We start from the raw sequence: 25,634 nt of genomic DNA on the forward strand, positions 1-25,634 counted from the left end.
CCGTGCTGCCCGGAGTTACTACCCCGCGACTCCCGGCTCTGAAAGCCCGACCCGCCCGAACCCGTCCGCGAGGCGCGGCCGTGCGGGAATCATCCCGAGGAAGCCGTCCTGGCCGTCCACGAGTGTGGGGCCCACCTCCCCGAGGGGGGCGAAGCGGCAGTCGAAGACCATCCCGTCGTCGGCACCGACGCCACCGTTGCCGTCGCTGCCGACGACATGGCGCCACTGATCGGGCGCCGCCCGGCCGAGTTCGGCGTGGAAGAACACCGTGACCCGCTCGACCCCCGTCTCCGGATGCGGCGACTGGTCGACCCCGAGGGCGTACAGGTCGCGGATCTCCGCGATCCCCGTCTCCTCCAGGCACTCGCGCCGCACCGCACTCTCCAGGTCCTCCCCCGGCTCGACTCCCCCCGCCGGCACCTGGATCCCGGCACCGGGGAAGTCCCGGTGAGCGAACGACAGCAGTTCCGGCCCACCCGCCCCGGGCCTCGTGACGTACACCGCGACTCGTACGCGAGCCATGGTCCTCCCCTTCCGTCTCAGCGCCGTCACGAGGATATCGGCCGGTCACCGCGAAGATCGCGGTCGATCGGAATCTGCAGAAGGGCGCCATCCGGGCCGCCCGCCTGCGCAGAAGTTCACGCGGCGGGCGGCCCGGCTTCGCGCATGAGCCGCCTGACCGCTCCTACTGCGCCGTGGCCCGGCGCGGGAGCTCACGGCCGGGTGCGGGCGGCAGCCCGATCCGGGCCAGGGCGGTGCGTTCGGCGGCGGGCGCGTCGGGGGACTTCGCGTGCCTGGCCGCATCGACGGAGCCGGGTCCGTGGATGGTGAGGTCGAAGTCCTGGTGCGCCTTGGCGTCCGGGGCGAACGGCAGGCGGATCCGCCCGTCCGCGACCAGACGGCGCACCTCGGCCCGGCTCAGGCCGAGACCGAGCTGGAGCAGCCGCTCCACCCGGACCGGCACGGGCAGTTCGAAGCGCACCTGCACCGTGAGCGGGTTGGGGTCGTCGAGCGCGTACAGCGGCATCCGGGTCTCCAGATCCCACGTCCCGGTCCAGTCGAGCCGGTACCGGTTCTTCGCCGCGAGTGACGCGCTCGTCACCAACTCTCGTACGGCTGCGGGGCTGTTGGTCTCGTACGCCACCAGTCGGGCCGGCTCCAGCCGCGAGACGTGGACGCGTTCGTGGACGGGCACCTTCGAGGTCCGGTCGCACGTCGCGCAGCTCAACAGCAGCCAGACGTCGAGCAGCTTGCCGCTCGCGTTGACGCGGATGTTCCCCGAGGCGCGGTGCCGCATGCCCGGGCAGTCCGGGCAGGACCGGGCGACGGTGGGCAGGGCGGACTGACGCACGGCCCACAGGGCCTTGCGGTCGGTATTCATGTGTTGGGTTGCTTTCAGGACTCAGCAGGAGGGCATGCCGAACTCACTCGGCGGCTCCCGCTCTCTGACGGATGCTCACGAGGGGCGCGACCGATCGCCCCGGGGCCGGATCGTCAGGCCCCGAGGTCGATCGCGCGACAGGTACGTACTACGTGGCAGTCATCAAAAGTCCATGCGGGCGATCATGATCGAGACGGCGGCCCACGGCAACCGGTTTTCCCCGCACCCGGACACCCGGACACCCGGGCCGCCGGCCAGGTGGGTCAGCCGACCCACGGCACCCGTGTGACCAGGCGGGTGTCCGCGTCATGGCGCAGCCACACCCGGTCCAGTCTGAGGTCGCACGGGATGTCGTAGCCCGGTGGCAGGAGCTGAACCGACAGGTCCGGATTCTCGGCCTCGATCACGGCCTTCGCCTCGTCGGCGTCGACACCGACGAGGTGCGGCCAGGAGCGCAGGAGTTCAGGGCTGAAGGGGTCGATCTCGTCGTCGGTCATGGCCGCAGACTTCCCGCGTGCGGAGATCGACAAGCCCCGCGCCCCGCGCGGCGGGCGTCCAACCGCCGGCGGTGGTTGGACGCCCGCGTACCCGAGGCGGGCGGCGGGGTGGTCAGGCGGTCATGAACTCGCCGACCCGGAGCGCCCGCCGCACGATCCGGACGTCGCCCACGTACCCGTGGAACACCTTGTCCAGCACGCCCGCGTAGGAGTAGCCGCCCAGCATCCACGGCCGCCCCAGCGTCGCCAGCCCGACGGCCGGGGTGGCCGGGTTGCGGGCGACCTCGCAGCCGTCGACGTACATCCGGCTGAGCCGCCCGTCGTTGACCACCGCCACGTGCCACCACCGGTCCAGCGGCATCTGGTGGCCCCAGCAGGTGGACGACCCGGTCTGGTTGACCGGGTAGACGCACCACTGGAGGGCGGGGGCCTCGCTGACGCTGAGCGTGACGACGGGCTCGTCCGCGTCCGTCCCCGGACCGCTGCGGCCCGCCTCGCTCGCCGTCCCCCACCGGCTGAGCAGCGCGGACCAGCGGCTCTGCCCCGAGTCCCAGTCGGCGGGCAGCTTGCAGAAGGCCTCGACGGTGAATCCGCGCTCGAAGGTCTCCCGGTTGATCGGCGCGGTGGGCACGGTCTGCAGGTAGCCGCCGTGGACGGGCGAGCGGGTGCCCTTGAACAGCAGGCTGCCGTGGCCCGGCTGGTCCGGGTGGTGGTCGGCGGACCAGGTGAGCGCGCCGTCCGGGGTGCCCGGGGCGCTCTGCGGGAGCAGGTCGTTGCCCTGCCCCGTCAGGTCCTTGACGACCTGCTGCGGGGAGACGGCCGTGCCGTCGCCACCGCCGCCGTCGAAGCGCCAGTACGCCGCGGTGTCCCGGACCAGCAGCTCGGCCGCCCGACGGGCCGGGCGCTGCGGAACGGGCGCGAAGCCGGCGAAGCGGCGGTCGAAGTCGATGGCGAGCGAGAACCGGTCCACGTCCGAGGTCAGCTCGACCTCCTGCGCGGCCAGGGTGTTGCGCTCCTCGGCCGCGATCTCCTGGATCCACGGCGAGAAGGTCGACACGTCGACGGTGTTCCGGTCGAGGTCGAAGCGGTACGCCCGGATCATCGCGGCGCCGCCGTAGTAGCGGTCCTGGTAGTTGGTGATGTGGACGTGGACGTCGTGGCCCGCCTTGTTCCGCAGCACCGTCCGCCCGGGCGGCCAGTAGTGCCCGTTGACGGTCAGGAAGATCTGGTCGTTGCCGCTGATCAGCCGGTCCCAGAGCTTCTTGCCGTAGTCGGACAGCTCGGCCCGGCCGCCGCCGTCGGCGTACGCCAGGTCGTGGGTGGTCAGGATCACCGGGACCTTCGGGTTGGCGGCGATCACCGCGTTGGCCCAGGCGAAACCGGCGTCCGAGAGCCGCCAGTCCAGCGAGAGCAGCATCCACGGCCGCCCGCCCGCCGTGAAGATGTGACAGGTGTTGTAGCCGTCCGGGCTGGAGGCGTGGTACCCGGAGGTGCGGGCGGCGCGCTCCTTGCCGAAGGTCTCCAGGTACGGGGTGCTGCCGCGCCGGTCGTCGGTCGAGGAGCGGACGTCGTGGTTGCCGGCGAGGACGCCGTAGGCCGCCCCGGCGTCGTCCAGCAGGCCGAACACCTTGGTGACGGCGGCGTACTCGACGGCCAGCCCGTTCTCGGTGACGTCGCCGAGGTGGGCCAGGAAGACGATGTTGTCGTCCGTCCCGTCCTCCCGGTTGACGCCGCCGTCGAGCACGTAGCGGATCGAGGCCTCCAGCGGGGCCGGGTGGATGCGGTCCTGGTCGAACAGGTACTGGGTGTCCGGCATGACGACGACGGTGAACCGCCGGGCGTCCGGGTCGGGCTGCCAACGCCCCCCGCCCTTGGCCTTGTTCCCCTTCTTCTCCTTCTTCGCCTTCTCCGACGCGTCCCCCGGGGCCGCCGACGCCGGCGCCGCGCCGAGCAGGCCCAGCCCTGCCGTCCCGACCCCGGCTCCCACCAGGCCGGCGCCGCGCAGGAACCGGCGCCGGCCGGCCGCGGCCGGTCCGTCCCCGTCGAGGTCGGCCGTCCGCGGGCAGCCGCAGGCCTGCCCGGACTCGTGGATGTCGTGCATGTTCGCTCCCGGAAGTGGTGTGGGCCCTGACGGTACGTACCGGGTCTGTTCGCAGATCATCCGCCGAGCCACGCGCCACTGAACAGCGGCCGAACCGCCGACCGCCGACAGGCCGTGGGCGCCGAACCGTATACCGCCGGGGAGTTCCGGGGCGGCGGTGCTACGCGGCGAGGGCGGCGCGCTTGGGGGCCCGACGGCGGGCGGAGCCCTGGTTCTCCCGGGTGGAGGTGGCGTGAGTGTCGTCGACGGTGCGGGTGGGACGGCCGCGCCGCCCGCGGTTCGCGGTGGAGTTGCGGCGCGGCCGCTCCACGACGGGGTCGGCGATCACGGTGGGGATGCCGGTGGGCACGCGGGCGCCGGTGATGCGGGCCAGTTCCTCGCCGCCGGCGCTGACCTTGGTGGTGACGGGGGTGATGGCCGCCGTGGCCATCATGCGGGCCATCGCGCGGCGCTGGTTGGGCAGCACGAGGGTGACGACGGTGCCGGACTCGCCGGCCCGGGCGGTGCGGCCACCGCGGTGGAGGTAGTCCTTGTGGTCGGTCGGCGGATCCAGGTTGACGACCAGGTCGAGCCCGTCGACGTGGATGCCCCGGGCGGCGACGTTCGTGGCGATCAGCGCGGTGACCTGGCCCGTGCGGAACTGCTCCAGGGTGCGGGTGCGCTGGGGCTGGGACTTGCCGCCGTGCAGGGCGGCGGCCTTGACCCCGTTCGCGAGCAGGTCCTCGACCAGGCGGTCCGCGCCGTGCCTGGTGTCGGTGAACATGATCACCCCGCCGTCGCGGGACGCGATGTGGGCGATGGTGGCGTTCTTGTCGAAGTTCTGCACGTGCAGGACGTGGTGCTCCATGGTGCTGACCGCCCCGGCGGAGGGGTCCACCGAGTGGGTGACGGGGTCCTTGAGGAAGCGGCGCACCAGGCGGTCGACGTTGCGGTCCAGGGTCGCGGAGAACAGCATCGTCTGGCAGCCTTCGGCGACCTGCTCGAGGAGCTCGGTGACCTGGGGCAGGAAGCCCATGTCGGCCATCTGGTCGGCCTCGTCGAGGACGGTGACGGCAACCTCGTCCAGCCGGCAGTCGCCGCGCTGGATCAGGTCCTTGAGCCGACCGGGGGTGGCGACCACGACCTCGGCCCCGCGGTTCAGCGCGTGTGCCTGGCGGCCGATCGACATCCCGCCCACCACGGTCGCCAGCCGCAGCCGCACCGCGTGGGCGTAGGGGGTGAGGGCTTCGGTGACCTGCTGTGCGAGTTCGCGGGTGGGGACCAGCACCAGGGCGAGCGGGCGGCGCGGCTCGGCCCTGCGCCCGGCGGTGCGGGCCAGCACGGCGAGGCCGAAGGCGATGGTCTTGCCCGAGCCGGTGCGGCCTCGTCCCAGGACGTCGCGACCGGCGAGCGAGTTGGGCAGTGTCGCGGCCTGGATGGGGAACGGCGTGGTGACGCCCTGGCGGGTCAGCACCGACAGCAGCGCGGCGGGCATGTCCAGTTCGTCGAAGGACTCGACGGCCGGCAGCGCCGCGGTGGTGCTCACCGGCATCGCGAACTCCGCCTTCGGGGACGGTCCCGAACGGGCGCTCCGCCCGGAGGAGTGCCGGCCGCCGGCAGGCCGGTCGCCGTAGAAGGAGCTGCCACCGGAGCGGGAGCCGGCAGCGGAGCGGGGGTTGGCGTTCTGGTAGGGGGAGCGACTGGAGCGGTTCATGCGGGAGACCTTCCTCGGGGCGGCACGTCACGAGGAAGGCACCGCGGCACAGGGCAGCGCGGAGACCGCAAGGGAACGGGCCGAAAAGTGTGACGGGTGAGGCGTGGACGGTGAAACCGTGCGGCGCGTCACCTACGGTCGGCGCTCACCGCGCGGAGCGGGAGCGAGGAACCTCGAAGCCGTGCGACGGCACGGCAGGGCGCCGATCCGGACGCGGCGCTGTGCGTCTCGCGTGGGGATGGCCGCCGGTGGCGGAGCCAGGGGCCGGAAACGGCCGAAGGATGCGCGGTGGCGCAATGCCGAGGGGCCCGCACCAGGCATGTGTGCGCGGTGCGGGCCCCTCGCTGCTGGGCGGGTGCCGTGGCAGAAGAACTACAGCGGGCGAATGTTCTCGGCCTGCGGGCCCTTCTGGCCCTGCGTGACGTCGAACTCGACCTTCTGGCCCTCGAGCAGCTCACGGAAGCCGTTGGCGTTGATGTTCGAGTAGTGGGCGAAGACGTCGGGGCCGCCACCCTCCTGCTCGATGAAGCCGAAGCCCTTTTCCGCGTTGAACCACTTCACGGTGCCATTAGCCATTAAGAAATCTCCTTCAAGGGGCTGTCCGAAGCACGCACAGCGCGGGCTCCGAGTCGCCGCGATGAGCACCCACCCGGAAAACCGGAAAACAAAAATGCGCCTGCCAAACACCAGCAGGCGCACACAAAGTTCATGGGAACCACTACTGCAACGAGAACCACAGTAACAGGCGGCGGCCCGCCGCGTCGGGTATTTCCGCCCCGGATCGTCGGGGGCCCGTCCCGGGAGCCGCCTGACCGGAGCGAAGGTGGCCGCCAACAGGCATGGAGGGCAAGCTGGTTGGCAGGTCGGATCACCCCGTCGGCCGACCGCCCCACAGTGCGATGACCGCAGGCGCGGCGTGTCCGCCCGCACGGTGGCGGCCGCCGCGTGGACGGATGTGGACGGATCACGCCCACCCGAGCCGCAGGGGAGCCGGCCGGACGAGCGCACGCGTCGTTCAAGATCCCCGGGAATCGAAGGTTCCGGGAAGGTCCCGTCCCGCGCTTTCCGGCGCATACTGAAGCTGATGACAAAATTCGCAGCGGTCCCCCGCCACCTGCCTACCAGCCCGTTCAAGGCCCGCATGGAGGCCCCACGCAAGCACTTCGCCGTCGGTGACCGGGTCACTCATGACACGTACGGCCTCGGCCGGGCCATCGGCGTCGAATTCGAAGGTGACAACGACATCGCCGTGCTCGTCGACTTCGGATCACACCAGGTACGCATCACCCAGCCCTATGCCGCCATGTTCAAACTCTGACCCCGGGCGCCACCGGTCCCGACCGGCCGTCCCGCCCACCTCGCCGCCCCGCGCAGCACTGCCCGGGGCGGCGATCTCATTGTCCGGCGTGTGCGGTCCCAGCAGACCCCCGACGGGCCCGAGCACCGTTCTGGCACTCCCCACCACACAACCGGCGCCGGAGGAGGGCATGCCCGGCGACCGACCCGTCGAGCCGCGAGGGCGCGTGCCGGCGCTCCGGACTCCCGCCTGATCGCATCCCGCGTGGCGGCCTCGACCGGAGGGACTGCGGCGCGCATCGTGGAGGTCGCGGACCGGCAGTCCGCCCGAACTGACCGTGCGCATTCACCAAGTGCCATGGCAGGGCAACGAGTTGGTGGGGGCCAGGTAAAATCCGGGGCCGCCGGCGGAGCGGACCGGTGCTGTTCACGTCCCGGCTGCCGCCGGTACACCGGGGACTCCCACCCTGGGGGCCGCACCGCCGCCGTCACCTCCCCCCTCCCTCTCCCCAGGAGAACTCTGTGACCCGTCGTTATGTCCGCCTGGCCGCCACCCTGGGCGCCGCGGGTGTGCTGGCCGGATCCACCGTCGCCCAGGCTGCCGCCGCCGAGGAGGGCCGCGGCAACCACGCCAGGCACGTCCTGCTGGTGTCGGTCGACGGCCTGCACGAGTCGGACCTCGCCCGGTTCGTGGCCGCGCACCCCCAGTCGGCGCTGGCCCGGCTGGTGCGTGGCGGTGTCGAGTACACCCACGCCAGCACCACCGACCCGTCGGACTCGTTCCCCGGCATGGTCGCGCAGCTGACCGGCGGCGGTCCCGGCACCACCGGCGTCTACTACGACGACACCTACAACGCCGAGCTGCTCCCGGCCGGCACCACCGACTGCCGCAACGCCAAGCCCGGCGTCGAGGTCGACCTCACCGAGGACCTGGACCGCAACAAGGACTCGATCGACGCCGGCCAGGGCCTGCCGGGCCTGCCGGGCTCCATCCTGAAGATGACCGGCAACCCGCAGACCCTGATCGACCCGGCCAAGCTGCCGGTCGACCCGCAGACCTGCAAGCCGGTCTACCCGCACTCCTACCTCCAGGTGAACACCGTCTTCGAGGTGGCCCGCCAGGCCGGCCTGCGCACCGCCTGGTCGGACAAGCACGCCGCGTACGACATCCTCAACGGCCCCTCCGGCGAGGGCATCCAGGACCTCTTCACCCCCGAGGTCAACAGCAGCGCCACCGGTTACAAGGGCGACTGGACGAAGGACAACCAGGCCACCGAGCAGTACGACTCGTACAAGGTGCAGGCCGTCCTCAACGAGATCGACGGCTACGACCACAGCCGCGCGCAGCGGGTCGGCACCCCGGCCGTGTTCGGCCTCAACTTCCAGTCCGTGTCCACCGCGCAGAAGCTCAACAGCTCGGACGGCCTGCAGGGCGGCTACGTCGCCAAGGGCGTGCCCGGCCCCCTGGTGGAGAAGAACCTGGAGTACGTCGACCGCCAGGTCGGCGCGCTGACCGCCGAGTTGCGCAAGCAGCACCTCGACGGCTCGACCACCGTCATCCTCTCCGCGAAGCACGGCCAGTCGCCGACCGACCCGGCCGCGCTCAACCGGATCGACGACGGACCGCTGCTGGACGGTCTCAACGCCGCCTGGAAGGCCGCCCACCCGGGCGCCGGCAACCTCGTCGCCCACGCGGTGGACGACGACGGCGTGCTGCTCTGGCTGAACGACCGCTCCGAGGAGGCCACCGGGTTCGCCAAGTCCTACCTGCTGGCGCAGAACGGCAACGGCGTCGACATCAACGGCAAGCCCCGCCCGTTCACCCACAGCGGCATCGAGAAGGTCTACGCCGGTGACGAGGCCGCCGACCACTTCGGCGTCGACCCGGGCGACGCGCGGGTGCCGGACGTCTTCGGCGTCGCGCAGTACGGCGTCGTCTACACGGGCGGCAGCAAGATCGCCGAGCACGGCGGCGCCCACCCGGACGACCTGAACGTCCCGCTCGTCGTCTCCGGCGCCGGCACCCCGGGCGGCGTCCGCCAGGACGAGGCGGTCGAGACCAAGCAGATCGCGCCGACGATCCTCAAGCTGCTCGGCCTCAAGCCGCACGACCTCGATGCCGTCCGCGAGGAGCACACCAAGGTCCTGCCGGTCCGCTGATCCGACCGGGCGCGGGTCCACCCCGGGCGGCCGTACGCCGAGCGCGTACGGCCGCCCGGCCGTTCGCGGGCGACCCAGCCGGACGGTCCGGTACCGACCCGGTCGATCACGTATCGGATTGGTATCGATGGACCCATAGGGACTGCCCTCGTCCGTCCGCGCCCCCAACACTTGGCCCCGCCGGTCGAATTGGCACGTCAACCACTTCGGGCGGCCCGGGTTCCGCGGGCCCCGCCCCTGGAGGTTCCGCGTCCCTTCTCCTCGTGATCCGCCGTCTGAACGGATCACGAGCGGCCGGAGAAGCCGGCCTGAACAACACTTCATCGCTCAACGGAGAACGACATGGATCTGACCAAGCTCGACACCCGTTCCAAGGTGCTGGCGGCCATCGGCCTCCTGGCCCTCGTCGACTCCTTCCTCCCCTGGTACTCGGTCTCCCAGAAGACGCCCTACCCGGGCGTGGCCTACGGCTACTCCACGGCGGGCAACGCGTGGGACGTCGGCATCGGCGGCTGGCTGCCGATGCTGCTGCTCCTGGCGGTCGGTGTGCTCGTCGCGCTGCCCGTGTTCGGACGCGCCGTGTCCGTCCCCGGCGGCTGGGCCGCGTACGGGGCCCTCTCCCTCCTCGCGACCGTGATCGTGGTGATCCGCTGGGTGTCCTACCCGTCGATCCCGGCCGAGGCGGCCTCGTTCATCACCGCCGGTGCCGACTTCGGCACGTACCTCGGGCTGCTGCTGGGCCTCGGCGGCGTCGTTCTCGGCTACCTGGGCTTCACCGCCGGTGGCGGCACGCTGGACGACATCCGCTCCGGCGCCGCGTTCAAGGAGCCGCAGGACCCCGCCCAGTCCTGAGACCGGGCTGGTCGAGGTAGCGGGCCGTCAGCAGGTGGGAGAAGCCCATGATGGTCTCCTGCGGGCTGACGCCCGTGGCGCCCGGCAGGACGCTCGCGTCGCACAGGCGCAGGTTGGTGAAGCCGTGCGGGCGGCCCTGGGCGTCGCACACGCCGCCCAGGGCGGGTGGGCCCATGCGGCAGGAGGCCATGGCGTGGACGGAGATCAGGTCCCAGGTCTCCGGCCGTCCGTGCCGCGCGAAGTCGGCCGCCCGGGCAGCGGTGGTCAGGCTCGCGGGTGCGGGCGGCAGCAGTTCCACGGCTCCGGCCTCCAGCAGGAGTTCGGCGGTGTGCCGGAAGGCGGAGCGCAGGAGGCCCTGGTCGCTCTCGGTCAGGCGGTGCCGTAGGACGGCGCCGAGGCCGGGCACCGCCAGGAGCCGTGCGGTGCCCTGGACGCTGACCTGGGTGGTGTAGACCGCGATCCGGTCCAGTTGGGCGAGCATCCGGTCGACCGTCCCGGCGGGGTGCGCGGCCAGCGCGGCGGCGAGCGAGCCCGGGGTGAGGTTCCCGGGCATCACCCGCACTCCCCGGTCGGCGAACTCCTGCAGCTGCGCGGTGAAGATGGTGCCCTCGGTGGCGCGGACGGGCTCGTCGAAGCGCGCCACCGTACGGAAGTTGACGTGGAAGGCGATGGCCCGGCCCGGGCCGCGCCCGCCGATGGAGCTGCGGCGCAGCAGCAGCGGGCTGCCGATCGGGCCGGCGGCCAGGAACACCGCCTGCGGGAGGTAGCGCAGCCGCCGGCCGTCGCGCAGGGCGTGCACGGCCGTGACCCGGGTGCCGTCGTGTTCGAGCCGGACGACCCGGGTGTCGGGCTCGACGACCGCCGCGAGCCGTTCGGCGGCGGGCAGGTAGCTGACCAGCATGCTCTGCTTGGCCCCGGTGGGGCAGCCGGTGACGCACCGGTTGGCGTGCCGGCAGCCTCGGACGATCCGGCGGGCCGGTGCCCAGCGCCAGCCGAGCCGGTCCGCCGCCTCGGCGAGCAGCACGGAGTCGCGGTTCCCCCGCCCGGGCGGCTGGTCGACGACGCCGAGGCGCCGCTCGGCCTCCGCCAGGTGGTGGGCGAGGTGGTGGGCCCGGAAGCCGTCGATCCCCGCCGACGCCCAGTGCTCCAGCAGGAGTTCGGGAGGGCGCCAGAACAGCCCGCCGTTGACCACGGTGGTCCCGCCGACGCAACGCCCCTCCCCGAAGGGGATGGTGGGCGCGCCGTGGATGGGCACCAGGCCGCCCTGGCGGTAGAGCCGGCGCAGGTTCTCCGCCGGGGCGGCCGCGGTGATCCGCTCCTGCGGGACGTGCGGGCCCTCCTCCAGGACGCGCACCTCCCGGCCCGCGGCGGCGAGTTCCAGGGCGGCGGCGCTGCCTCCGGCCCCCGAGCCGATCACCAGGGCGTCGCAGCGGACGGTCCGCACGGAGCCGGTCATGCGGGCTCCCGGCCCGGCGTGGTGGAGGGCCCGTCCAGCGCGCCGTGCAGGGCCAGCGCCAGGCTCACCCGGAGCACTTCGGCGAAGCCGGGCACGGCGGACAGCCGGTCGGCGACCCGTTGCGGACGGGCCCGGCCCGCACGCCCCCGGAGCGGGTCCGTGAGGAAGGCGGCGACCGGGAGCGCCCGCATGAGCAGGGCGAACGCCAGCCGGTACGGCCCCGGCAGCGCCGCCAGGGTCGCGGCCGTGTGCCGGACGGCGGCGGCCTGGCGGGCCGGTTCGGACAGGGCCGCGCAGCGGCCCGCCCAGAGCGGCGGGAGCCCGGCGGAGCGTACGCGCCGCTCCCAGGCCCGCTCCCGACGGCGCTCCCCCTCCCCGGTGGAGCGACGGGCCCTCATGCGGTGACCTTCTCCCTGACCAGGCCCGCCAGGAGCCGGGGCATCCCCTTGGCCAGGACGGCGTCCAGGGCCTCCAGGAAGAGGTCGACGTCGGAGTCCTCCGCCACCAGGGGCGGCGCGGCGATCAGCGGGAGGTCCTGGTTGGAGCCGTAGTAGGTGAGCACGCCGTGGTCGCGGTAGAGGGCGGCGACCACGGCGGCGGTGGCGAGCTTGGCCCCGGCCTGCGGGTCGCGCGCGAAGGAGGACGGCAGCAGGTGCAGCACGTGGTCCAGGGCGGCCGGGCCGTGACGCAGGATCACGCCCTGGAGGGCCCCGGCGCCGCGTACTTCCGCGACCGTGCGCGGGTGGCGGGCGGCGAGGGCGGTGAGGCCGGTGCGCAGCCGCTCGCCGAGGCGGCGGGCCCTGGCGGGGTAGTCGTCCTCGACCGCGATCGCCACGGCCTCCAGCGCGGTGGCGGTCTCCTCCCCGAAGCCGTAGTAGGTGGTGCTGTGCAGGGTCGCGTCGGGGAGCGAGTCGTAGGCCCGGCGGAAGACGGGCTCCCGGGCCACGTACCCGGAGATGGAGGCCTTGCCGCCGCCGAAGGACTTGGAGGTGGTCACCACGTCCGGGAGGAGGCCGGGGTGGCGCATGAAGTGGAAGAGCGAACCGGTCCTGCCCCAGGAGGTGTAGACCTCGTCGAAGATCAGGACGATGTCGTGCAGGGTGCACAGCCGGCGCGCCTCGCGCAGGAACTCCTCCGAGCACTCGCGCAGGCTGGAGGCGCTGAAGGGTTCCAGGACCAGCGCGTAGACGTCGCTCCCGCCCTCGGGCGTGGTGTGCCGCTCCAGGGCCAGTTCGAGGGAGCGCAGGTCGTCGAAGGCGAAGCCGTCCGTGCCGGGGATCCTCGGGAAGGTGAAGTGCACCTCCGGCGAGGCGGTGAGGCTTCCGGCGCCGAGCAGCTTGCCGTGGAAGGCGATGTCGGAGTGCAGGACGGTGCCGCGGTGGCCTCGGTGGTACTTGTAGGCCATCTTGAGGGCGCCCTCGACGGCCTCCGCGCCGGAGTTGGGGAAGTAGCTGACGTCGAGGTCCCCCGGGAGCAGCTGGGCCAGGTTGTGTCCGAGCGCGGCGACGTACGGCGAGAGGTAGTTCTTGTGCACCTCCATGCGCCGCAGTTCCTGGAAGCGCCGGCGGGCGGCCAGGATGCGGGGGTGGTTGTGGCCGTGGTTCAGGACGCCGATGCCGCCGGTGAAGTCCAGGACCCGCCGCCCGTCGCGCAGGGTGATCCAGCAGCCCGAGGCGCTGTCCACGGCGTCGTGGCCGAATCCGAAGGCGGAGAGCAGCGTCACCTGGCCCCTGCTGACATGGCGGCGGTAGAGCTCGTGCACCTGCTCGACGGGCATCCGCTCGCAGTCCTCGGTGCTGATCAGGGAGTTCATGGCGTCCCCTTCCGTTCCTCCCGACCGGTGCGGCCGGTGCGGCCGGCGGTGCGGATCCGGTCGGCGATCAGGCGGCCGGCGTTGCGCCCCTGCCGTACGGCGTAGTTGGTGCCCCGGTCCTGGGGGTAGACCTGGGCCATGCTGGCCAGGTAGAGCCCCGGCACGTCGGTCTCCGTCGCCGGGATGCGCTCGGTGTAGTGCGGAGTGATGACGGGCTGGGCGTGGTCGGCCCGCCAGACGTGGTGGTCGCGGACCCAGTCGCGCCGGAACTGCGGGAACATCCGGCGCAGGTGCGGGAGGCTCGCCTCGAACACCGCGTCGTCGTCCATCCGGTACAGCTCGGCGCTGGTCGGGAGGTAGGCGGACAGGTAGACCAGGTGGCGCCCGGCGTAGGCGTCGGCGTCCTCCAGGTTGGTGTGCTCGATGACGCCGACGTAGGGGAACGACGGGTCGGTGACGTTGAGCCAGTAGGTGTCCGACAGGGAGCGGTCGGTCTGCAGCACCAGGCACAGGTTGGCGAGGTAGGGGATGTCGGACAGCCGCCGGCGCACGGCGGGCACGTCCGGGTGGGGCGACGGTCCGGCGGGGGCTCGGGTTTCGGCTCGGGCTTCGGCTCGGGCCTCGGCTCGGGCTTCGGCTTCGGAGAGGAAGCCGGCGAGCAGGTCCGGCGCCGTGGTGGCCAGCACCCGCCGTGCGGGCAGCACGCCGCCGTCCGTACGGACCCCGCGCACCCCCTGGGCGTCGGTCAGCACCTCCCGCACCGGGGTGCCCGTGCAGATCCGCACGCCCAGTTCGGTGAGGCGCGCGACCCACGCGTCCAGGAGGGCGGCGCAGCCACCGCGCAGGTAGTAGAGGACCTCGCGGCCGCTGTGGGACCGGCTGCCGCCGCGCAGGTGGAGCTTGGTCCACATCCAGGTGGCACCGACCTCGGTCGCGTACTCGCCGAACTTGCCCTCCAGCAGCGGGCGCCAGACCGTCTCGTAGACCTGCGGCCCGCTCAGTTCCAGCAGCCACTCCCGGGCCGTGAGGTCCTCCAGGTCCCGCCAGTGCTTGACGTGGTGGGCGCGCACCGCGGACCAGCCCAGCCGGACGCGGTCGGGCAGCGGGAGGGGCGCGAAGCGCAGGACGTCCCACGGGCTCGACAGCCGGTACACCGAGTTCGCGTAGTAGACGCCGGTCCGGGTGCGGTGCGGCTGGAGCAGGTGGCCGCAGCCGAGTTCCTCGCACAGGCCCCGGACCTCCAGGTCGGAGGAGAACCAGTGATGGTAGAAGCGTTCGAGCCGGGCTCCCCCGACCTCGAAGGACCCGGCCAGGCCGCCGACGTACGGATCGCGCTCCAGCACCCGGCAGGGCACCCCGGCCAGGGCGAGCTCGTGGGCGGCGGCCAGGCCGGTGAACCCGCCGCCGATCACCAGGACCTCGTCGCCGGACGGCGGGGCCGCGCTGTTCTCGGTCATCGCTGCTCCCTTCGAGGCCTCCGGCGCTCTTCCGTCCGGAGGCGATGGCTCTGGGAGGTGGGGAGGGTCAGGGCGCGCGGGCCTGCCACAGCTGCGAGGGGAGGGTGGCGTGCCGTCCCGCCTGAGGGGACACCGCCGCGCGGGGAGCGCATCGGAACCGCCACAGGCGACCCACGCTCCCCAAGGACCGTAGCACCGGGCCCGGCCCGCGTCCTGCGGAGGTTCGTCCGCGAAGCTGTCGCTCCGGTTGCCGCGATCCCCGCGCGGCCCACATCATCGAGGCTGGAACGGCGACCAGGGAGGCGACGACCGATGGACGCCACGCCGCAGCAGCCGCTGCGCTACGCCGTTGGGCTGCCCAACAGGCGCGAGTACGCCGACCCCCGCCTGCTCCGCGAGCTGGGAGCGCTGGCGGAGCGGTCCGGCTGGGACGGCTTCTTCCTCTGGGACGGCCAGGTCGGGGAGCACCCGGACGAGCACGTCACCGACTCCTGGACCACCCTGGCCGCGGTCGCCGCCGACACGGAGCGGCTGCGGCTCGGCGTCATGGTGAACGTGCTCGCGCTCAAGCACCCGGCCGAAGTCGCCCGCGCGACCGTCGCGCTGGACCTCCTCAGCGGCGGACGGCTGGTCTTCGGTGCCGGCCTCGGCTCCTCCCCCGACGAGTTCCGGGCGCTGGGCCACGACCCGGACCCGCGGGTGCGGGCGGAGAAGCTGGACGAGGCCCTCCAGGTCCTCGACGGGCTGTGGACGGGCCGCCAATTCTCCTTCCACGGACGCTGGTTCACCGTCGAGAGCCTTGCCTTCCAGCCGGTGAGCCCGCAACGCCCCCGCATCCCGGTGTGGATCGCCGGCACGTGGCCCGCGCGACGCCCCATGCGGCGGGCCGCGCACTGGGACGGCGTGTTCCCCACCCGGGCGGGGGTGGGGCACACCGAGATGATGCCGCCCGCCGACCTGGAGGCCGTGGTCTCCTACGTCCGCGACCAACGGCCCTCCCCCGGGCGGCCGTTCGACGTCGTCATGGAGGGCCGGACCTCGGGGCTCCGGCCGGAGGCCGACGCGGCGGTCGTCGCCCCGTACCGGGCGGCCGGCCTCACCTGGTGGGTCGAGAAGCTCGGCTGGTTCCGGGGCCCGGTCGACCTCGTCCGCGCCCGGATCGCGGCCGGACCGCCCCGGGAGCCGTCCCTCCCCCACGGCCGACCGCGGTGATCCCCGGCCCGCCGTAGCCCGCACGCGGACGGCCGTTCGGCGGAACTTCCGGTCGATCGTCGTCGAACCGGCGATTCGCGGAGCGGCCCGCGCGCGGGCGTCGTCCACGATCTCCGGGCAGATCCCTCTCCCCGTGCCCGGAGGCGCCCGTGTCCCCGTCCCCCGCCCGCCGGTCACCGGCTCCCGCCCGGTGGACGGCGCCGCGCGTCGCCCTCGCGGTCGTCGCCGTGCTGCTGTTCGCCCTCGCCGGGGTGGCGGCGGCCGGGATCGAGAAGCCGGCGCACGAGGTGATGCGGCAGGGCGGGCGGCTGACGGTCGTGCTGGTCTGCTCGGTGCTCGGGCTCCTGCTGGCGGCCTGGGTGCTGCTGCGGCCCCGGCCCTCGAAGCCGTCCTCGCTCGGCTGGTTCAGCGCGACGGTCAGCGCGCTGTGCCTGCTGGCGACGGTGTTCGTCTGGGTCTCGGTCGCCGCCGACGACACCGTCATCGGCACCCCCGGCACCGTGGTCACCACCCCCGCCGCGACGGCCGACTACCTGCGCGCCGAACAGCGCGACGGGATGCAGCAGATCCCCACCGGCCTGATGATCCAGACCGCCCAGTTCACCGACGCCAACAACGTCCGCCTCACCGGCCTGCTCTGGCAGCGCCTGCCCGCCTCCGCCGACACCAAGATCCCGGCCGTCGACCTCCCCGACGCCGTCGACGGCGGCATCGGCGACCAGGTCTACCTCCTCGACAACGGCGACAGCACCAAGACCGTCGGGTGGAAGCTGCGCGCGACCCTGCGCGAGCAGTTCGACTACCAGCACTACCCGCTCGACCGGCAGAACGTCTGGATGACCATGTGGCCCCGGACGGCCAACACCGTCCTGGTCCCCGACTTCGCCGCCTACCCGCCGTGGGAGGCCGAGCAGAACTACGGCCTGTACGCGGACATGGTCACCGGCGACTGGCGCACCCACTTCAGCGCCTTCTCGCTCGGTGACGTCCAGAACCGCACCACCCACGGCGCCGCGGGTGCCTCCCTCGACTCCACCGTCCCCGAACTGCACTTCTCCACCGGCATCACCCGCCGCTTCCTCAGCCCCCTGCTCGACCGGCTCGTCCCGCTGATGGTCATCGCCATGCTGGTCTTCGCCTCGCTGTTCGTCGTCACCAAGGACTCCGACCGGCGTTCCCTGGCCGGCTTCTCCACCTGGACGGTGATCGGCTTCTGCGGCGCCATGATGCTCGTCATCGCCGTCCAGCACAGCTCACTGCGCAGCGCGACCGGGGCCACCGGCATCGTCTACGCCGAGTACTTCTACTTCATCCTCTACCTGGTGATCGCCCTGGTCGCCTTCAACGTCGTCGAGTACACCTCGACCCGCCGCCTCCGGCTCCTGGAGTGGAACGGCAACATGGCGGCCAGGCTGATGTACTGGCCGATCGTCACCGTCCTGCTGTTCGCGGCCACCCTCGGCGCCTTCGTGCTCTGAGTGCCTCGGCCGGTCTCCGAAAGGCCGTCGGCGGAGGCCGCGAGCCGGGCGGCAGGGAGGCGGGGAGGCGGTTCACCCGGCGTTCGGCACGGGTTCGCCCGAGGTGGTCGCCGCATTGGCCCGGCCCGGCGGGTTTACGTCACCGAGGATGCGGTTTCGGACGGGTTGGCACTTCGAAGGCAAAAGTGAGCTGGAGCCTTGGAATCGCATGGCAAAGTTTGGGTCATGGCACATGTGAAATGTCACATGGCCGATAGAGCCTCCTTCCGAACGTTTTCCCACCTTGCCCGTAGGAGAAGACCATGAACCGCATCACCCGCATCGCGGTGGGCGCCGCCGGCGCCGCCACCCTGCTCACGGCGCCCGCGCCGGCCTTCGCCGCCACGGCCGGCGCCGACACCACCACCGCTACGGTCACGACCTGCAAGACCGGCCTCCAGGCCGGCCTGGCGACCACCGCCTGCGCCGACGTCACCGGCAACAGCGTCGTGATCTACGGCAACATCGGCCTGGCCGGCCCGCCCGACGGGCCGGTGTCGTGGCAGACCCTGTACACCAACCTGTCGGCCGAGGTCGTCGGCGGCAGCTCGCTGGGCTCCGTGAACGGGCGCACCCTGTTCCACTCCACCACCGTACGGGTGGAGGGCTTCACCGCCACGGCCCCCTGCGGTTCGACGGTGCGCGCGACCTTCACGGTGCAGGGCAGCGGCCCGTGGGGCGTCCGGCCCGTGCTGGACGTTCCGGTTACCTGCTGACGCTCCGTCCATGTGAAGGCCGGGCCCGGGAGGTCAGAACCTCCTGGGCCCGACCCGTTGCGGTCACCGGCCGGCCCCTTCGGGCTCGTCGGTCAGGCCGGTGACGCGCAGGGTGAGGTTGAGGCGGCCGCGGGTGAGGCCGGTGGCGGGGTCGCCGGTGCCGGGGAGGATCTTCGGGACGGCGTGGTAAGCGAGGCGGGAGGGGCCGCCGAAGACGAGGAGATCGCCGGAGGCGAGGGTGACGTCGTGCCAGGGGCGGTTGCGGTGCTCGGTGGTGCCGAGGCGGAAGACGCAGGAGTCGCCGATGCTGAGGGAGACCACGGGCGCGAGGGAGCGCTCGTCCTTGTCCTGGTGCATGCCGAGCCGGGCGGTCCCGTCGTAGAAGTTGACGAGCGCGGCGTCGGGTTCGTAGGCGGCTGCCTGCTCCTCGTCCTGGTAGGCGTCGGCGACGGCGCGACGGCCGAGGTCGGCGAGCCGGGCGGGGAACGGGGCGACCCGGCGGCCGTTCACGTCGTCGGCGGTGCGGGAGTAGGCGTACGGCTGCCAGTGCCAGCCCAGGCAGACGGTCTGCACGGACATGACGCCCCCGCGCGGCAGCCGGGTGCGGCGGATGGGGACGGGCCCGGCGGCCCAGGCGCGGCAGGCGGTGACGAGGTCGCGCTGCTCGCCCGGGGTGAGCCAGCCGGGCAGGTGGACGGCGCCCGGCGCGATCTCGCGGCGCTCGTAGGCGGCATGCGGCGGGCCGAACAGCGTCGGGGCGGGGTCGGTGTTCATGCGGCGCCGCCCGTCGTGGTCGGCGGGAGGGTCTCGGTCCAGCCGTGCTCGATGCGCCAGGCGCCACCGTCCGGGCTCACGCCGCGCAGGCCGTCCAGCACGCCGTCGCCGGCCAGGGCGGCGGCGGCCGGTTCGGCGAGGGAGGCGAAGCCGAAGGTACGCTCCGGGCGCCAGGGAGTGGAGCGGGCGAGGCGGCGGGCGAGCTGGGCCCAGCCGAGCGGGGCGGCGGCGATGACGAGGGCATCGGGTTCACGGTCGGTGAGACGGTGGGCGGGCCGCAGCCAGGAGGCGGCCCGTTCGGGCCAGTCGGCGACGGCCAGGACCTCGTGGCCGGCGGCGCACCAGGCCTGGGCGAACGCTTCGGCGGCCTCCCGGGAGGCGTCGTCGCGGCTGTGGCCGATCGTCACGGTGTGCAGCCGTGGGCGGCGGTGCCCGGTCAACAGCCCTAGCAGGGCGGTGAGTTCGGCGGCGGTGTGCGGGGCGGGCGCGGGCAGGGGGCCGTAGGCGGCGGCCTCGGGCGGGGTCAGCAGGGGCGAGCGGGGCTTCACGGGGTTCGGGTCCTTCGGGCTTTCCACTGCCGGTACTTCTCGGGCAGGCAGACGGCGCAGGGCCGGTAGCCGGCGGCGGTGGCGGTGGCTTCGTCGGGGAAGAAGACGCGGTGGCGTACGTAGTGGCCGGCGGCGATGGCGCGCAGCGCGCTGGGGCAGTCGAGGCGCCCGTAGCGGCGTCCGGGGCGGTGGCCGCCGAGGGTGCCGGGGGTGGCGCTGGCGTAGGGGCGGCCCTCGGGCCCGGTGAGGGTGTAGGTGCGCGGCGGCCCCGGGGCGGCGGGTATCGGTGCGGTGGTCACGGCGGGCTGTCAGGCGTCGTGGAAGACGAGGCCGAGGGCGTGGCGGCGGCCGCTGCGCACGGTGCTGACGCCGTGGCGCACGGGTGCGGCGTAGTGGCCGCGCGCGGAGGGGACGGGGCGGTCGCGGGTGGTGAAGACCAGGCCGTGGCCCTGCGGGAGAGCGGTGGCGGTGGCACGGGACTGGGCGCGGGGGCGCTGCTCGACGAGGAGGAACTCGCCGCCGGTGCAGTCGGTGCCGTGGGCGTCGAGGCCGATGACGACCTGGAGGGGGAAGACGAGGTCGCCGAAGAGGTCGCGGTGCAGGGCGTTCCAGTCGCCGGGGCCGTAGCGCAGCAGGATCTGGGAGCTCTTCCCCTGCCCGGCGGCGTGGCACATCGCGGTCCACTCGGCGAGGGTGTCGGGCCAGGGCGCGGGGCGGCCCAGCGTCTGCGCCCAGGTGCGGGCGATGGGGAGCAGGCGGGGGTAGAGGGCCTCGCGCAGGACGTGGACGGGCTCGGGGAGGTCGTGGGTGAAGTAGCGGTACCGGCCGGAGCCGAACCGGTGGCGGGCCATGTCGACGGTGCTGCGGAAGCGGGCCGGCTCCTCGTAGAGGGCGGCGAGGCGCCGGCACTGGTCGTCGTCGAGGAGGCGGGGGGTCAACGCGCAGCCGTAGGTGTCGAGTTCGGCCGCCAGGGCGGTCCAGTCGGCGGCCCGGACGGCGTCAGCGGCGGGGTCGTTCACGGGTGGTCCTTCAGTGCTTCGGAGGGGCGCGGGGGTTCAGGGTGGTTTCGATCGTGGCCCGGGGCGGGACCGGGTGCTGGCGGCATTCGGACGTCGCGTCCGGTGGCGGGCGCAGCGCCACCGCGCGGTCGGCGCACCGTCGTCAACAGCCGGCTCGGCGCGGTCACCCTCGTCACCCTCGTCGCCGACGGCGACGCCGTCAGGCCGTCGGCGCCGACCCCTTGCGTATCCTGCTGGTCGGCGCCGACGGCTCCCTCACCGGCTGTGCCGGCGGCCTCGATCCCAGGGCCGCCCACCTTCCCCTCGAAGCGACCGCCCGGCACAGCCCCGGCCCGGCCGCACCACCGCGCCGCGGCCTGGCCGCTTCGGGCGTGTTCAGGGCAGCAGGGAGACCTGGTAGTGGGCGATGGCCCAGCCCTGGTCGGTGCGGCGGAGCAGGACGGAGAGGTTGACGTCGAGGGTGGGGCGGTCGGTGAAGGAGAAGGCGACGCCGAGGTAGCCGAGGATCAGGTCGTCGGCGAGGCGACGGGTCTCCAGGAGCCGGTAGTTCGCGCTCAGGCCGGCCGGCTGGGAGTCGTAGTAGGCGGCGATGCCGGGGCGTCCGGTGGTGTAGGGGTGGAGGCCCTGGAAGATCGCGTCCTCGGTGAACAGGGCGGCGGCCGACTCGGGTCGGTGTTCGTCGACGGCGCCCTTCCAGGCGTCGAGGACGGTGCGCAGGGCGTCGGTCGTGTCGGTGGTGTTCATGGCGGCGGCTCCGGGGTCGTGGGGTGGTGGCGGGGTTCAGTGGCGGGGTTCAGTGGCCGGCGCTGACGCCGCCGTCGACGTGCAGGATCTCGCCGGTGACGAAGGGGGCGTTCTCCAGGTAGAGGACGGCGTCGACGATGTCGCCGATCTCGCCGAGGCGGCGCACAGGCTGGAGCGCGGCGAGGAAGTCATGGGTCTCGGGGGCGTGCATGGGGGTGCGGACGGTGCCCGGGGAGACGGCGTTGACCCGGATGCCGCGGGTGGCGTACTCGATGGCGAGGGACTTGGTGGCGGCCTGCAGGCCGCCCTTGGTGAGCGAGGCGAGGACGGAGGGGACGCGGGCGTCGGCGTTGTCGACCAGGCTGGTGGTGATGTTGACGACGTGTCCGCCACCCTGGCCGAGCATCTGGCCGACGGCGAGCTGGGTGAGCCGGAAGAAGCCGGCGAGGTTGACGCCGGTGACGGCGGCGTAGTCGTCGACGGTGTAGTCGGTGAAGGGCTTGGCGACGAACAGGCCGGCGTTGTTGACCAGGGTGTCGATCCGGCCGAAGCGTTCGATCGCGGCCGTGACCAGGCGTTCGGCGGTGGCGGGGTCGGCGATGTCGCCGGGGACGGCGAGCACGCCCGGGTCGTCGGAGGGGGCGATGGTGCGCGAGGTGGCGACGACGGCGTGACCGAGCTTGCGGTAGGCGTCGACGAGGGCGGCGCCGATGCCCTGGGAGGCTCCGGTGACGACGGCGACCCGCTGACTATTCATGGGCATGACATACCTCCGGAGGGTGTCCGTCACCGGACACGGTCGAGTGGATTCTGGGGCGGCACTGCCAGTCACGGCCGGACCAGTTACGGGCCACGGCCGCCGGCTCCTGCCGACACCTCGACGGTAGGCCGCGCGCGCCGACCGGGGCAACGCCGAACCGACCCCGCGCCGCGACCGGCTTCCTCCCTGCTGGAAGGCCCCTCCTCCCAGCGCAGGTCAGCACGGGTCAGCGCATCAGGAGCCGCCAGGCAGCCACACGTCCGCGCCGCCGTCGAACGCGTCGAACGCGTCGACCACCGCCAGCACCGCAGCCCTGGCCTCGTCGGCCCGCCGGACCAGCAGCCAGGGCCAGTGCACCTCCGGCGAGACCACCGGCCGGCGTGTCAGATCGGCCGGCAGCGGAGCGGTCTGACCCTTCGGCGAATTGAGGACCGGCCGCCCGATCCGGCGCACGTGCTCGAAGAACGCCGGACCGGTCACCCCGCCGTCCGAGATCCGCTCCACCCGCGCGCCCGTGGCACTGGCCAGCTCCTGCGCGTACACGTTCCAGGACGCCCAGGAGATGACATCCTCGTCCACCAGCACCACCGCGTCACGGGCCCGCACCGGCCCCGCGCCGCCCGCGGCGCACACCGCGAACAGCCGGTCCGCGCCGATCAGCCGCCCGGCCAGGCCGAGCCGCTCCAGGTCCGCGTCCGGCACCCAGCACACCGCGAGGTCCAGGCTCCCGTCCGCCACCCGCGCGGCCTGGGTGTGCGAGGGCGCCACCCAGGCGTCCACGTGCACGGTCGCCACCCCGGACGTCCGTGCGGCGAAGTCCGGCGGCCACCAGTTGACGTACCCCACCCTCACCGGCTCCGCCGACGACAGCCGCCCGGCCCTCAGTCGCAGGTCCTCCGCCCGCTCCAACAGCGCCCGCACGTGCGGCAGCAGCGCGGTGCCGGCCGGGGTCAGTGCCACCGAACGTCGGTCCCGGTCGAACAGCACCACCCCGAGGTCCCGCTCCAGCGCCTTGATCTGCTGGGACAGCGACGGCCCGGCGATCAGCAGGCGAGCGGCCGCCCGGGCGAAGTTCAACTCCTCGGCGACCGCGACGAAGTACCGCAGTTGGCGCAGTTCCACGCCCCACACCCTACGGCCGGTGGGAGGCTGCGCCTCCCACCCCGGAGGATCCAGGTCGTGGCGCCACGCGGAGCACCGGCGGAGCATGGACGGCAGCAGCACCACGCACACAGCACGAGGGAGCAGCACCATGAGGGACTTCCTGGTCGAGATCACCACCGCCGTCCCCCCGGACGTCCCCGCCGAGGAGGTCGACCGCCGACGCGCCGCCGAAGCCGTCCGCGCCCGCGAACTCGCCGACACCGGAAGACTGTTCCGGCTCTGGCGGCCGGTCGGCGAGAAGCGCAGCATCGGCGTCTGGCGGGCACCGGACGAGGAGCGGCTGCGCTCCGAGGTGCTCGCCACCCTGCCGCTGTGGCCGTGGATGACCGCCACCGTCACGCCGCTGGAACCGCACCCCAACGACCCTGGGACCACCTGACACGGAACAGCGCCGCCCGCCCCCGCGACGGCGGTGGGGGCGGTCGCGGGGGTGGGGCGGAAGGAGGCGTTGCGGCGTTTGGGGGTGGTCGCCGAGCAGTTGGGGCGGCAGAAGATGCCGGTGGCGGCGGCGAAGAAGAACTCGCCGTCGAAGCGCGCGTCGCGGCTGCGCACGGCCTGGCAGCGGACGTCCTCGGTGGTGGCGGTGTTCACGGATCGGGAGCGGGGACGGCGTACGGCGCGGGTCAGCGGGCGTTGTGGAAGATGATGCCCAGGGTGGTGCGCCGTCCGGTCTCGACGGCGCTGGTGCCGTGGCGCATCGGGTGGCGGCGCCAGCCGCGCCGGCCCTGGGCGGGGCGGTGCTGGACGGGGAAGACCAGGGCCTGGCCGAGGCCGGGGCGCACGACGATGGCGCGGGACTGGGAGCGGGGGCGCTGTTCGACGAAGACGTTCTCCCCGCCGGTGAAGTCCTCACCGGGCCGCTCCAGCATGAGGGTTGCCTGGAGGGGGAAGACGAGGTCGCCGTAGACGTCCTGGTGCATGCAGGCGTAGTCGCCGGGGCCGTAGCGCAGCACCAGTGGGGTGGGGCGGTGCTGCCCGGCGGCGGCGCAGCGGTCGTGGAGTTCGGCGAGCGTGGCGGGGAAGGCCGGGCCGTCCAGGCGCCGGGCCCACTCGTTGGCGATTTCGGCCAGCGGCGGGTACAGGCGCTCGCGCAGCTCCCGCAGGACGGGGTGGGCGGCCGGGTCGGCGTAGTAGCGGTAGGTGCCCCGGCCGAAGCCGTAGCGCTGCATCACCACGGTGGAGCGGAACAGGGCGTCGTCGTCGAAGGTCGCGGTGAGCTGGGCGCACTGGTCGGAGGTGAGCAGCGGCGCGGTGAGCGCCACGCCGTCGCGGTCCAGATCGGCGCGCACGTCCTGCCAGTCGACGGCCGCGAGGGCGGGCAGGGAGTCGGGGGCGGAGGCGTCGTTCACGGGGAGGGTCCTTGGGTGTTCCAGGGGGTGGCCCGGGTGGGCGCGAGGGTGGAGGGTTTCGATCCTCGCTCGGGGCGGGGACCGGGTGCTGGCGGCATTCGGACGTCGCGTCCGCAGGACGGGCGCGTGGCGCGGTGCCGGTCAGGGCACCGCGGCGTGCTCCATGCGCGAACGCAGCAGGGTGCTGGAGACGTCCCCGGTGCGGTGCAGCCGAATGGAAGAGCCGGAAGATTTCTTCGGCGCGGATCTCACGTTCCCGGTGCCGGGTCCGTCTACAGGGCGAGAACGCAGCACCAGCGCCACCGACCGCAGGAGCGATCATGGACATCCGGCACACCGTCGTCAGCGCCCGGCTCGGCGCCGACGGCTCCCTGACCGGCTACGCCGGCGGCCCGCGCCGCAAGCAGGAGCTCCTCGCCCTGGAGGAGCCGGCCGAGGTCACCGCCTCGCGCCTGTTCTGACCCCGCCCACGCCGGACCGCCACTCGACCGACGGCACCCTCGGCGGCTACATCGGCGGCCTCGACGCCAAGACCGCCCTCCTCGCCCTCGAATCCGCCGCCTGACACAGCCCCCGGCCGGGCCCCGTACGGCCTCCCGGGGCCGGGCGTCAGGACAGCGGGCCCGCCAGCAACCGGGCGGCCAGGTCGTACAGTTCGGCCACCAGCTCCGCCGTCAGCCCCCTGCGGTACTCCAGTTGGTCCTCCGCCCGGTGCAGCCACCCACGGACCGGCCGCAGCGGCGAGCCGGGGTCGTCGGCGGAGCACAGCCCGAAGCCGACCCGCTCGGCCGCCGCCAGCGGATCGAGCCGGCCGTCCAGCAGGTCCCGAAGGCAGTACCGGGCCAGCGCCAGGTCCCGGCCCTCGGCCGTGACGGGCAGCCGCAGCACCGGCCGCAACTCCTGCTCCACCTCGGCCAGCAGTCGGCGCGCCTCCAGGACCTCCCCGTCGGACAGCACACCGAGCTCCCACAGCCCCGGGGTGTCCGCCCCGCCGGCCAGCGCCGCCCAGGCGGCCTCCACCGCCGCGACGGCCGACTCCGGACAGCCTCCCGGGCCGCGCTCCAGCAGCACCCTGCGCAGCGGTTCCAGTGCCCCGTCCGGTTCCGTGCCGCGACGGACCACGGC

27 protein-coding genes and 1 pseudogene are annotated in these 25,634 nt (G+C 73.4%); 8 read left to right on the forward strand and 20 right to left on the reverse strand.

Annotated elements, in window-relative coordinates; genetic code table 11:
* Positions 1–18: 18 nt before the first annotated feature.
* The 6 genes from ACIRRS_RS00275 to ACIRRS_RS00300 form a co-directional block, all read right to left on the reverse strand.
* A complete protein-coding gene (locus tag ACIRRS_RS00275; protein ID WP_402962532.1) occupies positions 19–522 on the reverse strand; it encodes an NUDIX domain-containing protein in 504 nt (167 codons plus the stop codon).
* Positions 523–685: 163 nt separating this feature from the next.
* The gene (locus tag ACIRRS_RS00280) at positions 686–1,381 is read right to left on the reverse strand and encodes a DUF1062 domain-containing protein (protein WP_402962535.1); all 696 of its coding nucleotides are present in this window, start codon (positions 1,379–1,381) and stop codon (positions 686–688) included.
* Between the two features lie 263 nt (positions 1,382–1,644).
* A complete protein-coding gene (locus ACIRRS_RS00285) occupies positions 1,645–1,878 on the reverse strand; it encodes a serine protease inhibitor (RefSeq protein WP_402962538.1) in 234 nt (77 codons plus the stop codon).
* A gap of 112 nt (positions 1,879–1,990) precedes the next feature.
* Entirely contained in the window at positions 1,991–3,979 is a 1,989-nt protein-coding gene (locus ACIRRS_RS00290) for a LamG-like jellyroll fold domain-containing protein (protein ID WP_402962541.1), read from the reverse strand.
* A gap of 160 nt (positions 3,980–4,139) precedes the next feature.
* Positions 4,140–5,672, reverse strand: coding sequence for a DEAD/DEAH box helicase (locus tag ACIRRS_RS00295; protein WP_402962544.1), 1,533 nt, complete (start codon positions 5,670–5,672; stop codon positions 4,140–4,142).
* 372 nt (positions 5,673–6,044) lie between these two features.
* Positions 6,045–6,248, reverse strand: a complete 204-nt coding sequence (locus tag ACIRRS_RS00300) for a cold-shock protein (RefSeq protein WP_030918248.1) — start codon at positions 6,246–6,248, stop codon at positions 6,045–6,047.
* Between the two features lie 508 nt (positions 6,249–6,756).
* Between ACIRRS_RS00300 and ACIRRS_RS00305 the strand changes: the two genes are divergently transcribed.
* The 3 genes from ACIRRS_RS00305 to ACIRRS_RS00315 all read left to right on the forward strand — a co-directional run bounded on the left by ACIRRS_RS00305 (position 6,757) and on the right by ACIRRS_RS00315 (position 9,980).
* Complete coding sequence (locus tag ACIRRS_RS00305) at positions 6,757–6,990, forward strand: hypothetical protein (protein ID WP_402962546.1); 234 nt, start codon at positions 6,757–6,759, stop codon at positions 6,988–6,990.
* A gap of 500 nt (positions 6,991–7,490) precedes the next feature.
* Complete coding sequence (locus tag ACIRRS_RS00310; RefSeq protein WP_402962549.1) at positions 7,491–9,128, forward strand: alkaline phosphatase family protein; 1,638 nt, start codon at positions 7,491–7,493, stop codon at positions 9,126–9,128.
* Positions 9,129–9,470: 342 nt separating this feature from the next.
* Positions 9,471–9,980 carry a hypothetical protein gene (locus ACIRRS_RS00315; RefSeq protein ID WP_402962552.1) on the forward strand — a complete coding sequence of 170 codons (510 nt, stop codon included), beginning with the start codon at positions 9,471–9,473 and terminating at the stop codon, positions 9,978–9,980.
* On the opposite strand, the gene ACIRRS_RS00320 is transcribed toward ACIRRS_RS00315, so the two are convergent.
* The 4 genes from ACIRRS_RS00320 to ACIRRS_RS00335 are packed head-to-tail and all read right to left on the reverse strand — an operon-like array spanning position 9,949 to position 14,706.
* A complete protein-coding gene (locus tag ACIRRS_RS00320) occupies positions 9,949–11,436 on the reverse strand; it encodes a GMC family oxidoreductase N-terminal domain-containing protein (protein WP_402962554.1) in 1,488 nt (495 codons plus the stop codon). The genes ACIRRS_RS00315 and ACIRRS_RS00320 overlap by 32 nt on opposite strands.
* On the reverse strand, positions 11,433–11,834 hold the full coding sequence (locus ACIRRS_RS00325; RefSeq protein ID WP_402962557.1) for a hypothetical protein: 402 nt from the start codon (positions 11,832–11,834) through the stop codon (positions 11,433–11,435). Before ACIRRS_RS00325 ends, ACIRRS_RS00320 begins: the two co-directional genes overlap by 4 nt.
* Entirely contained in the window at positions 11,831–13,249 is a 1,419-nt protein-coding gene (locus tag ACIRRS_RS00330; RefSeq protein ID WP_402962560.1) for an aspartate aminotransferase family protein, read from the reverse strand. The genes ACIRRS_RS00325 and ACIRRS_RS00330 overlap by 4 nt, the downstream gene beginning before the upstream one ends.
* A complete protein-coding gene (locus tag ACIRRS_RS00335) occupies positions 13,246–14,706 on the reverse strand; it encodes an NAD(P)/FAD-dependent oxidoreductase (protein WP_402962562.1) in 1,461 nt (486 codons plus the stop codon). Before ACIRRS_RS00335 ends, ACIRRS_RS00330 begins: the two co-directional genes overlap by 4 nt.
* Positions 14,707–15,018: 312 nt before the next feature.
* On the opposite strand from ACIRRS_RS00335, the gene ACIRRS_RS00340 reads away from it, so the two are divergent.
* From ACIRRS_RS00340 to ACIRRS_RS00350, 3 genes are all read left to right on the forward strand, one after another.
* On the forward strand, positions 15,019–15,918 hold the full coding sequence (locus ACIRRS_RS00340; protein ID WP_402962565.1) for an LLM class flavin-dependent oxidoreductase: 900 nt from the start codon (positions 15,019–15,021) through the stop codon (positions 15,916–15,918).
* Between the two features lie 149 nt (positions 15,919–16,067).
* The gene (locus ACIRRS_RS00345; protein WP_402962568.1) at positions 16,068–17,396 is read left to right on the forward strand and encodes a hypothetical protein; all 1,329 of its coding nucleotides are present in this window, start codon (positions 16,068–16,070) and stop codon (positions 17,394–17,396) included.
* Between the two features lie 302 nt (positions 17,397–17,698).
* A complete protein-coding gene (locus ACIRRS_RS00350) occupies positions 17,699–18,151 on the forward strand; it encodes a hypothetical protein (RefSeq protein WP_402962570.1) in 453 nt (150 codons plus the stop codon).
* A gap of 63 nt (positions 18,152–18,214) precedes the next feature.
* Here the strand turns inward: ACIRRS_RS00350 and ACIRRS_RS00355 are convergent, their stop codons facing one another.
* The 7 genes from ACIRRS_RS00355 to ACIRRS_RS00385 form a co-directional block, all read right to left on the reverse strand.
* Complete coding sequence (locus tag ACIRRS_RS00355) at positions 18,215–18,925, reverse strand: alpha-ketoglutarate-dependent dioxygenase AlkB family protein (protein ID WP_402962573.1); 711 nt, start codon at positions 18,923–18,925, stop codon at positions 18,215–18,217.
* Positions 18,922–19,473, reverse strand: coding sequence for a hypothetical protein (locus ACIRRS_RS00360; protein WP_402962576.1), 552 nt, complete (start codon positions 19,471–19,473; stop codon positions 18,922–18,924). Before ACIRRS_RS00360 ends, ACIRRS_RS00355 begins: the two co-directional genes overlap by 4 nt.
* Positions 19,470–19,772 (reverse strand): Ada metal-binding domain-containing protein, encoded by a 303-nt coding sequence (locus tag ACIRRS_RS00365; protein WP_402962578.1) that lies wholly within the window; start codon positions 19,770–19,772, stop codon positions 19,470–19,472. Before ACIRRS_RS00365 ends, ACIRRS_RS00360 begins: the two co-directional genes overlap by 4 nt.
* A 9-nt stretch (positions 19,773–19,781) precedes the next feature.
* A complete protein-coding gene (locus ACIRRS_RS00370) occupies positions 19,782–20,492 on the reverse strand; it encodes a 2OG-Fe(II) oxygenase (protein ID WP_402962581.1) in 711 nt (236 codons plus the stop codon).
* Between the two features lie 375 nt (positions 20,493–20,867).
* Positions 20,868–21,236 carry an SgcJ/EcaC family oxidoreductase gene (locus tag ACIRRS_RS00375; protein WP_402962584.1) on the reverse strand — a complete coding sequence of 123 codons (369 nt, stop codon included), beginning with the start codon at positions 21,234–21,236 and terminating at the stop codon, positions 20,868–20,870.
* A gap of 49 nt (positions 21,237–21,285) precedes the next feature.
* Positions 21,286–21,993 carry an SDR family NAD(P)-dependent oxidoreductase gene (locus ACIRRS_RS00380; protein WP_402963524.1) on the reverse strand — a complete coding sequence of 236 codons (708 nt, stop codon included), beginning with the start codon at positions 21,991–21,993 and terminating at the stop codon, positions 21,286–21,288.
* 237 nt (positions 21,994–22,230) lie between these two features.
* The gene (locus tag ACIRRS_RS00385) at positions 22,231–23,127 is read right to left on the reverse strand and encodes a LysR family transcriptional regulator (RefSeq protein WP_402963527.1); all 897 of its coding nucleotides are present in this window, start codon (positions 23,125–23,127) and stop codon (positions 22,231–22,233) included.
* A gap of 121 nt (positions 23,128–23,248) precedes the next feature.
* Here ACIRRS_RS00385 and ACIRRS_RS00390 point away from each other — a divergent pair, with 121 nt between their 5' ends.
* Positions 23,249–23,539: a muconolactone Delta-isomerase family protein gene (locus ACIRRS_RS00390; RefSeq protein ID WP_402963530.1), complete on the forward strand. Its 291-nt coding sequence runs from the start codon at positions 23,249–23,251 to the stop codon at positions 23,537–23,539.
* Positions 23,540–23,583: 44 nt separating this feature from the next.
* On the opposite strand, the pseudogene ACIRRS_RS00395 reads toward ACIRRS_RS00390, so the two are convergent.
* Positions 23,584–23,751: pseudogene (locus ACIRRS_RS00395) on the reverse strand (Ada metal-binding domain-containing protein); the annotation flags it as partial.
* A 32-nt stretch (positions 23,752–23,783) separates the two neighbouring features.
* Entirely contained in the window at positions 23,784–24,509 is a 726-nt protein-coding gene (locus ACIRRS_RS00400) for a 2OG-Fe(II) oxygenase (protein WP_402962586.1), read from the reverse strand.
* A 320-nt stretch (positions 24,510–24,829) separates the two neighbouring features.
* On the opposite strand from ACIRRS_RS00400, the gene ACIRRS_RS00405 reads away from it, so the two are divergent.
* The gene (locus ACIRRS_RS00405) at positions 24,830–24,970 is read left to right on the forward strand and encodes a hypothetical protein (protein WP_402962589.1); all 141 of its coding nucleotides are present in this window, start codon (positions 24,830–24,832) and stop codon (positions 24,968–24,970) included.
* A gap of 148 nt (positions 24,971–25,118) precedes the next feature.
* Here the strand turns inward: ACIRRS_RS00405 and ACIRRS_RS00410 are convergent, their stop codons facing one another.
* Complete coding sequence (locus ACIRRS_RS00410) at positions 25,119–25,631, reverse strand: hypothetical protein (RefSeq protein ID WP_402962591.1); 513 nt, start codon at positions 25,629–25,631, stop codon at positions 25,119–25,121.
* Positions 25,632–25,634: the final 3 nt, after the last annotated feature.

The sequence above is a fragment of the Kitasatospora sp. NPDC101183 genome (assembly GCF_044767945.1).
GTDB lineage: Bacteria > Actinomycetota > Actinomycetes > Streptomycetales > Streptomycetaceae > Kitasatospora.

What these genes read in the sequence shown, in the direction of transcription:
- ACIRRS_RS00320 (WP_402962554.1), bottom strand. Translation starts at nt 11,436, where the DNA reads ATGACCGGCTCCGTGCGGACCGTCCGCTGCGACGCCCTGGTGATCGGC.
- ACIRRS_RS00340 (WP_402962565.1), top strand. Translation starts at nt 15,019, where the DNA reads ATGGACGCCACGCCGCAGCAGCCGCTGCGCTACGCCGTTGGGCTGCCC.
- ACIRRS_RS00405 (WP_402962589.1), top strand. Translation starts at nt 24,830, where the DNA reads ATGGACATCCGGCACACCGTCGTCAGCGCCCGGCTCGGCGCCGACGGC.
- ACIRRS_RS00280 (WP_402962535.1), bottom strand. Translation starts at nt 1,381, where the DNA reads ATGAATACCGACCGCAAGGCCCTGTGGGCCGTGCGTCAGTCCGCCCTG.
- ACIRRS_RS00325 (WP_402962557.1), bottom strand. Translation starts at nt 11,834, where the DNA reads ATGAGGGCCCGTCGCTCCACCGGGGAGGGGGAGCGCCGTCGGGAGCGG.
- ACIRRS_RS00300 (WP_030918248.1), bottom strand. Translation starts at nt 6,248, where the DNA reads ATGGCTAATGGCACCGTGAAGTGGTTCAACGCGGAAAAGGGCTTCGGC.
- ACIRRS_RS00290 (WP_402962541.1), bottom strand. Translation starts at nt 3,979, where the DNA reads ATGCACGACATCCACGAGTCCGGGCAGGCCTGCGGCTGCCCGCGGACG.
- ACIRRS_RS00295 (WP_402962544.1), bottom strand. Translation starts at nt 5,672, where the DNA reads ATGAACCGCTCCAGTCGCTCCCCCTACCAGAACGCCAACCCCCGCTCC.
- ACIRRS_RS00315 (WP_402962552.1), top strand. Translation starts at nt 9,471, where the DNA reads ATGGATCTGACCAAGCTCGACACCCGTTCCAAGGTGCTGGCGGCCATC.
- ACIRRS_RS00355 (WP_402962573.1), bottom strand. Translation starts at nt 18,925, where the DNA reads ATGAACACCGACCCCGCCCCGACGCTGTTCGGCCCGCCGCATGCCGCC.
- ACIRRS_RS00275 (WP_402962532.1), bottom strand. Translation starts at nt 522, where the DNA reads ATGGCTCGCGTACGAGTCGCGGTGTACGTCACGAGGCCCGGGGCGGGT.
- ACIRRS_RS00335 (WP_402962562.1), bottom strand. Translation starts at nt 14,706, where the DNA reads ATGACCGAGAACAGCGCGGCCCCGCCGTCCGGCGACGAGGTCCTGGTG.
- ACIRRS_RS00330 (WP_402962560.1), bottom strand. Translation starts at nt 13,249, where the DNA reads ATGAACTCCCTGATCAGCACCGAGGACTGCGAGCGGATGCCCGTCGAG.
- ACIRRS_RS00350 (WP_402962570.1), top strand. Translation starts at nt 17,699, where the DNA reads ATGAACCGCATCACCCGCATCGCGGTGGGCGCCGCCGGCGCCGCCACC.
- ACIRRS_RS00380 (WP_402963524.1), bottom strand. Translation starts at nt 21,993, where the DNA reads ATGAATAGTCAGCGGGTCGCCGTCGTCACCGGAGCCTCCCAGGGCATC.
- ACIRRS_RS00285 (WP_402962538.1), bottom strand. Translation starts at nt 1,878, where the DNA reads ATGACCGACGACGAGATCGACCCCTTCAGCCCTGAACTCCTGCGCTCC.
- ACIRRS_RS00375 (WP_402962584.1), bottom strand. Translation starts at nt 21,236, where the DNA reads ATGAACACCACCGACACGACCGACGCCCTGCGCACCGTCCTCGACGCC.
- ACIRRS_RS00390 (WP_402963530.1), top strand. Translation starts at nt 23,249, where the DNA reads ATGAGGGACTTCCTGGTCGAGATCACCACCGCCGTCCCCCCGGACGTC.
- ACIRRS_RS00305 (WP_402962546.1), top strand. Translation starts at nt 6,757, where the DNA reads ATGACAAAATTCGCAGCGGTCCCCCGCCACCTGCCTACCAGCCCGTTC.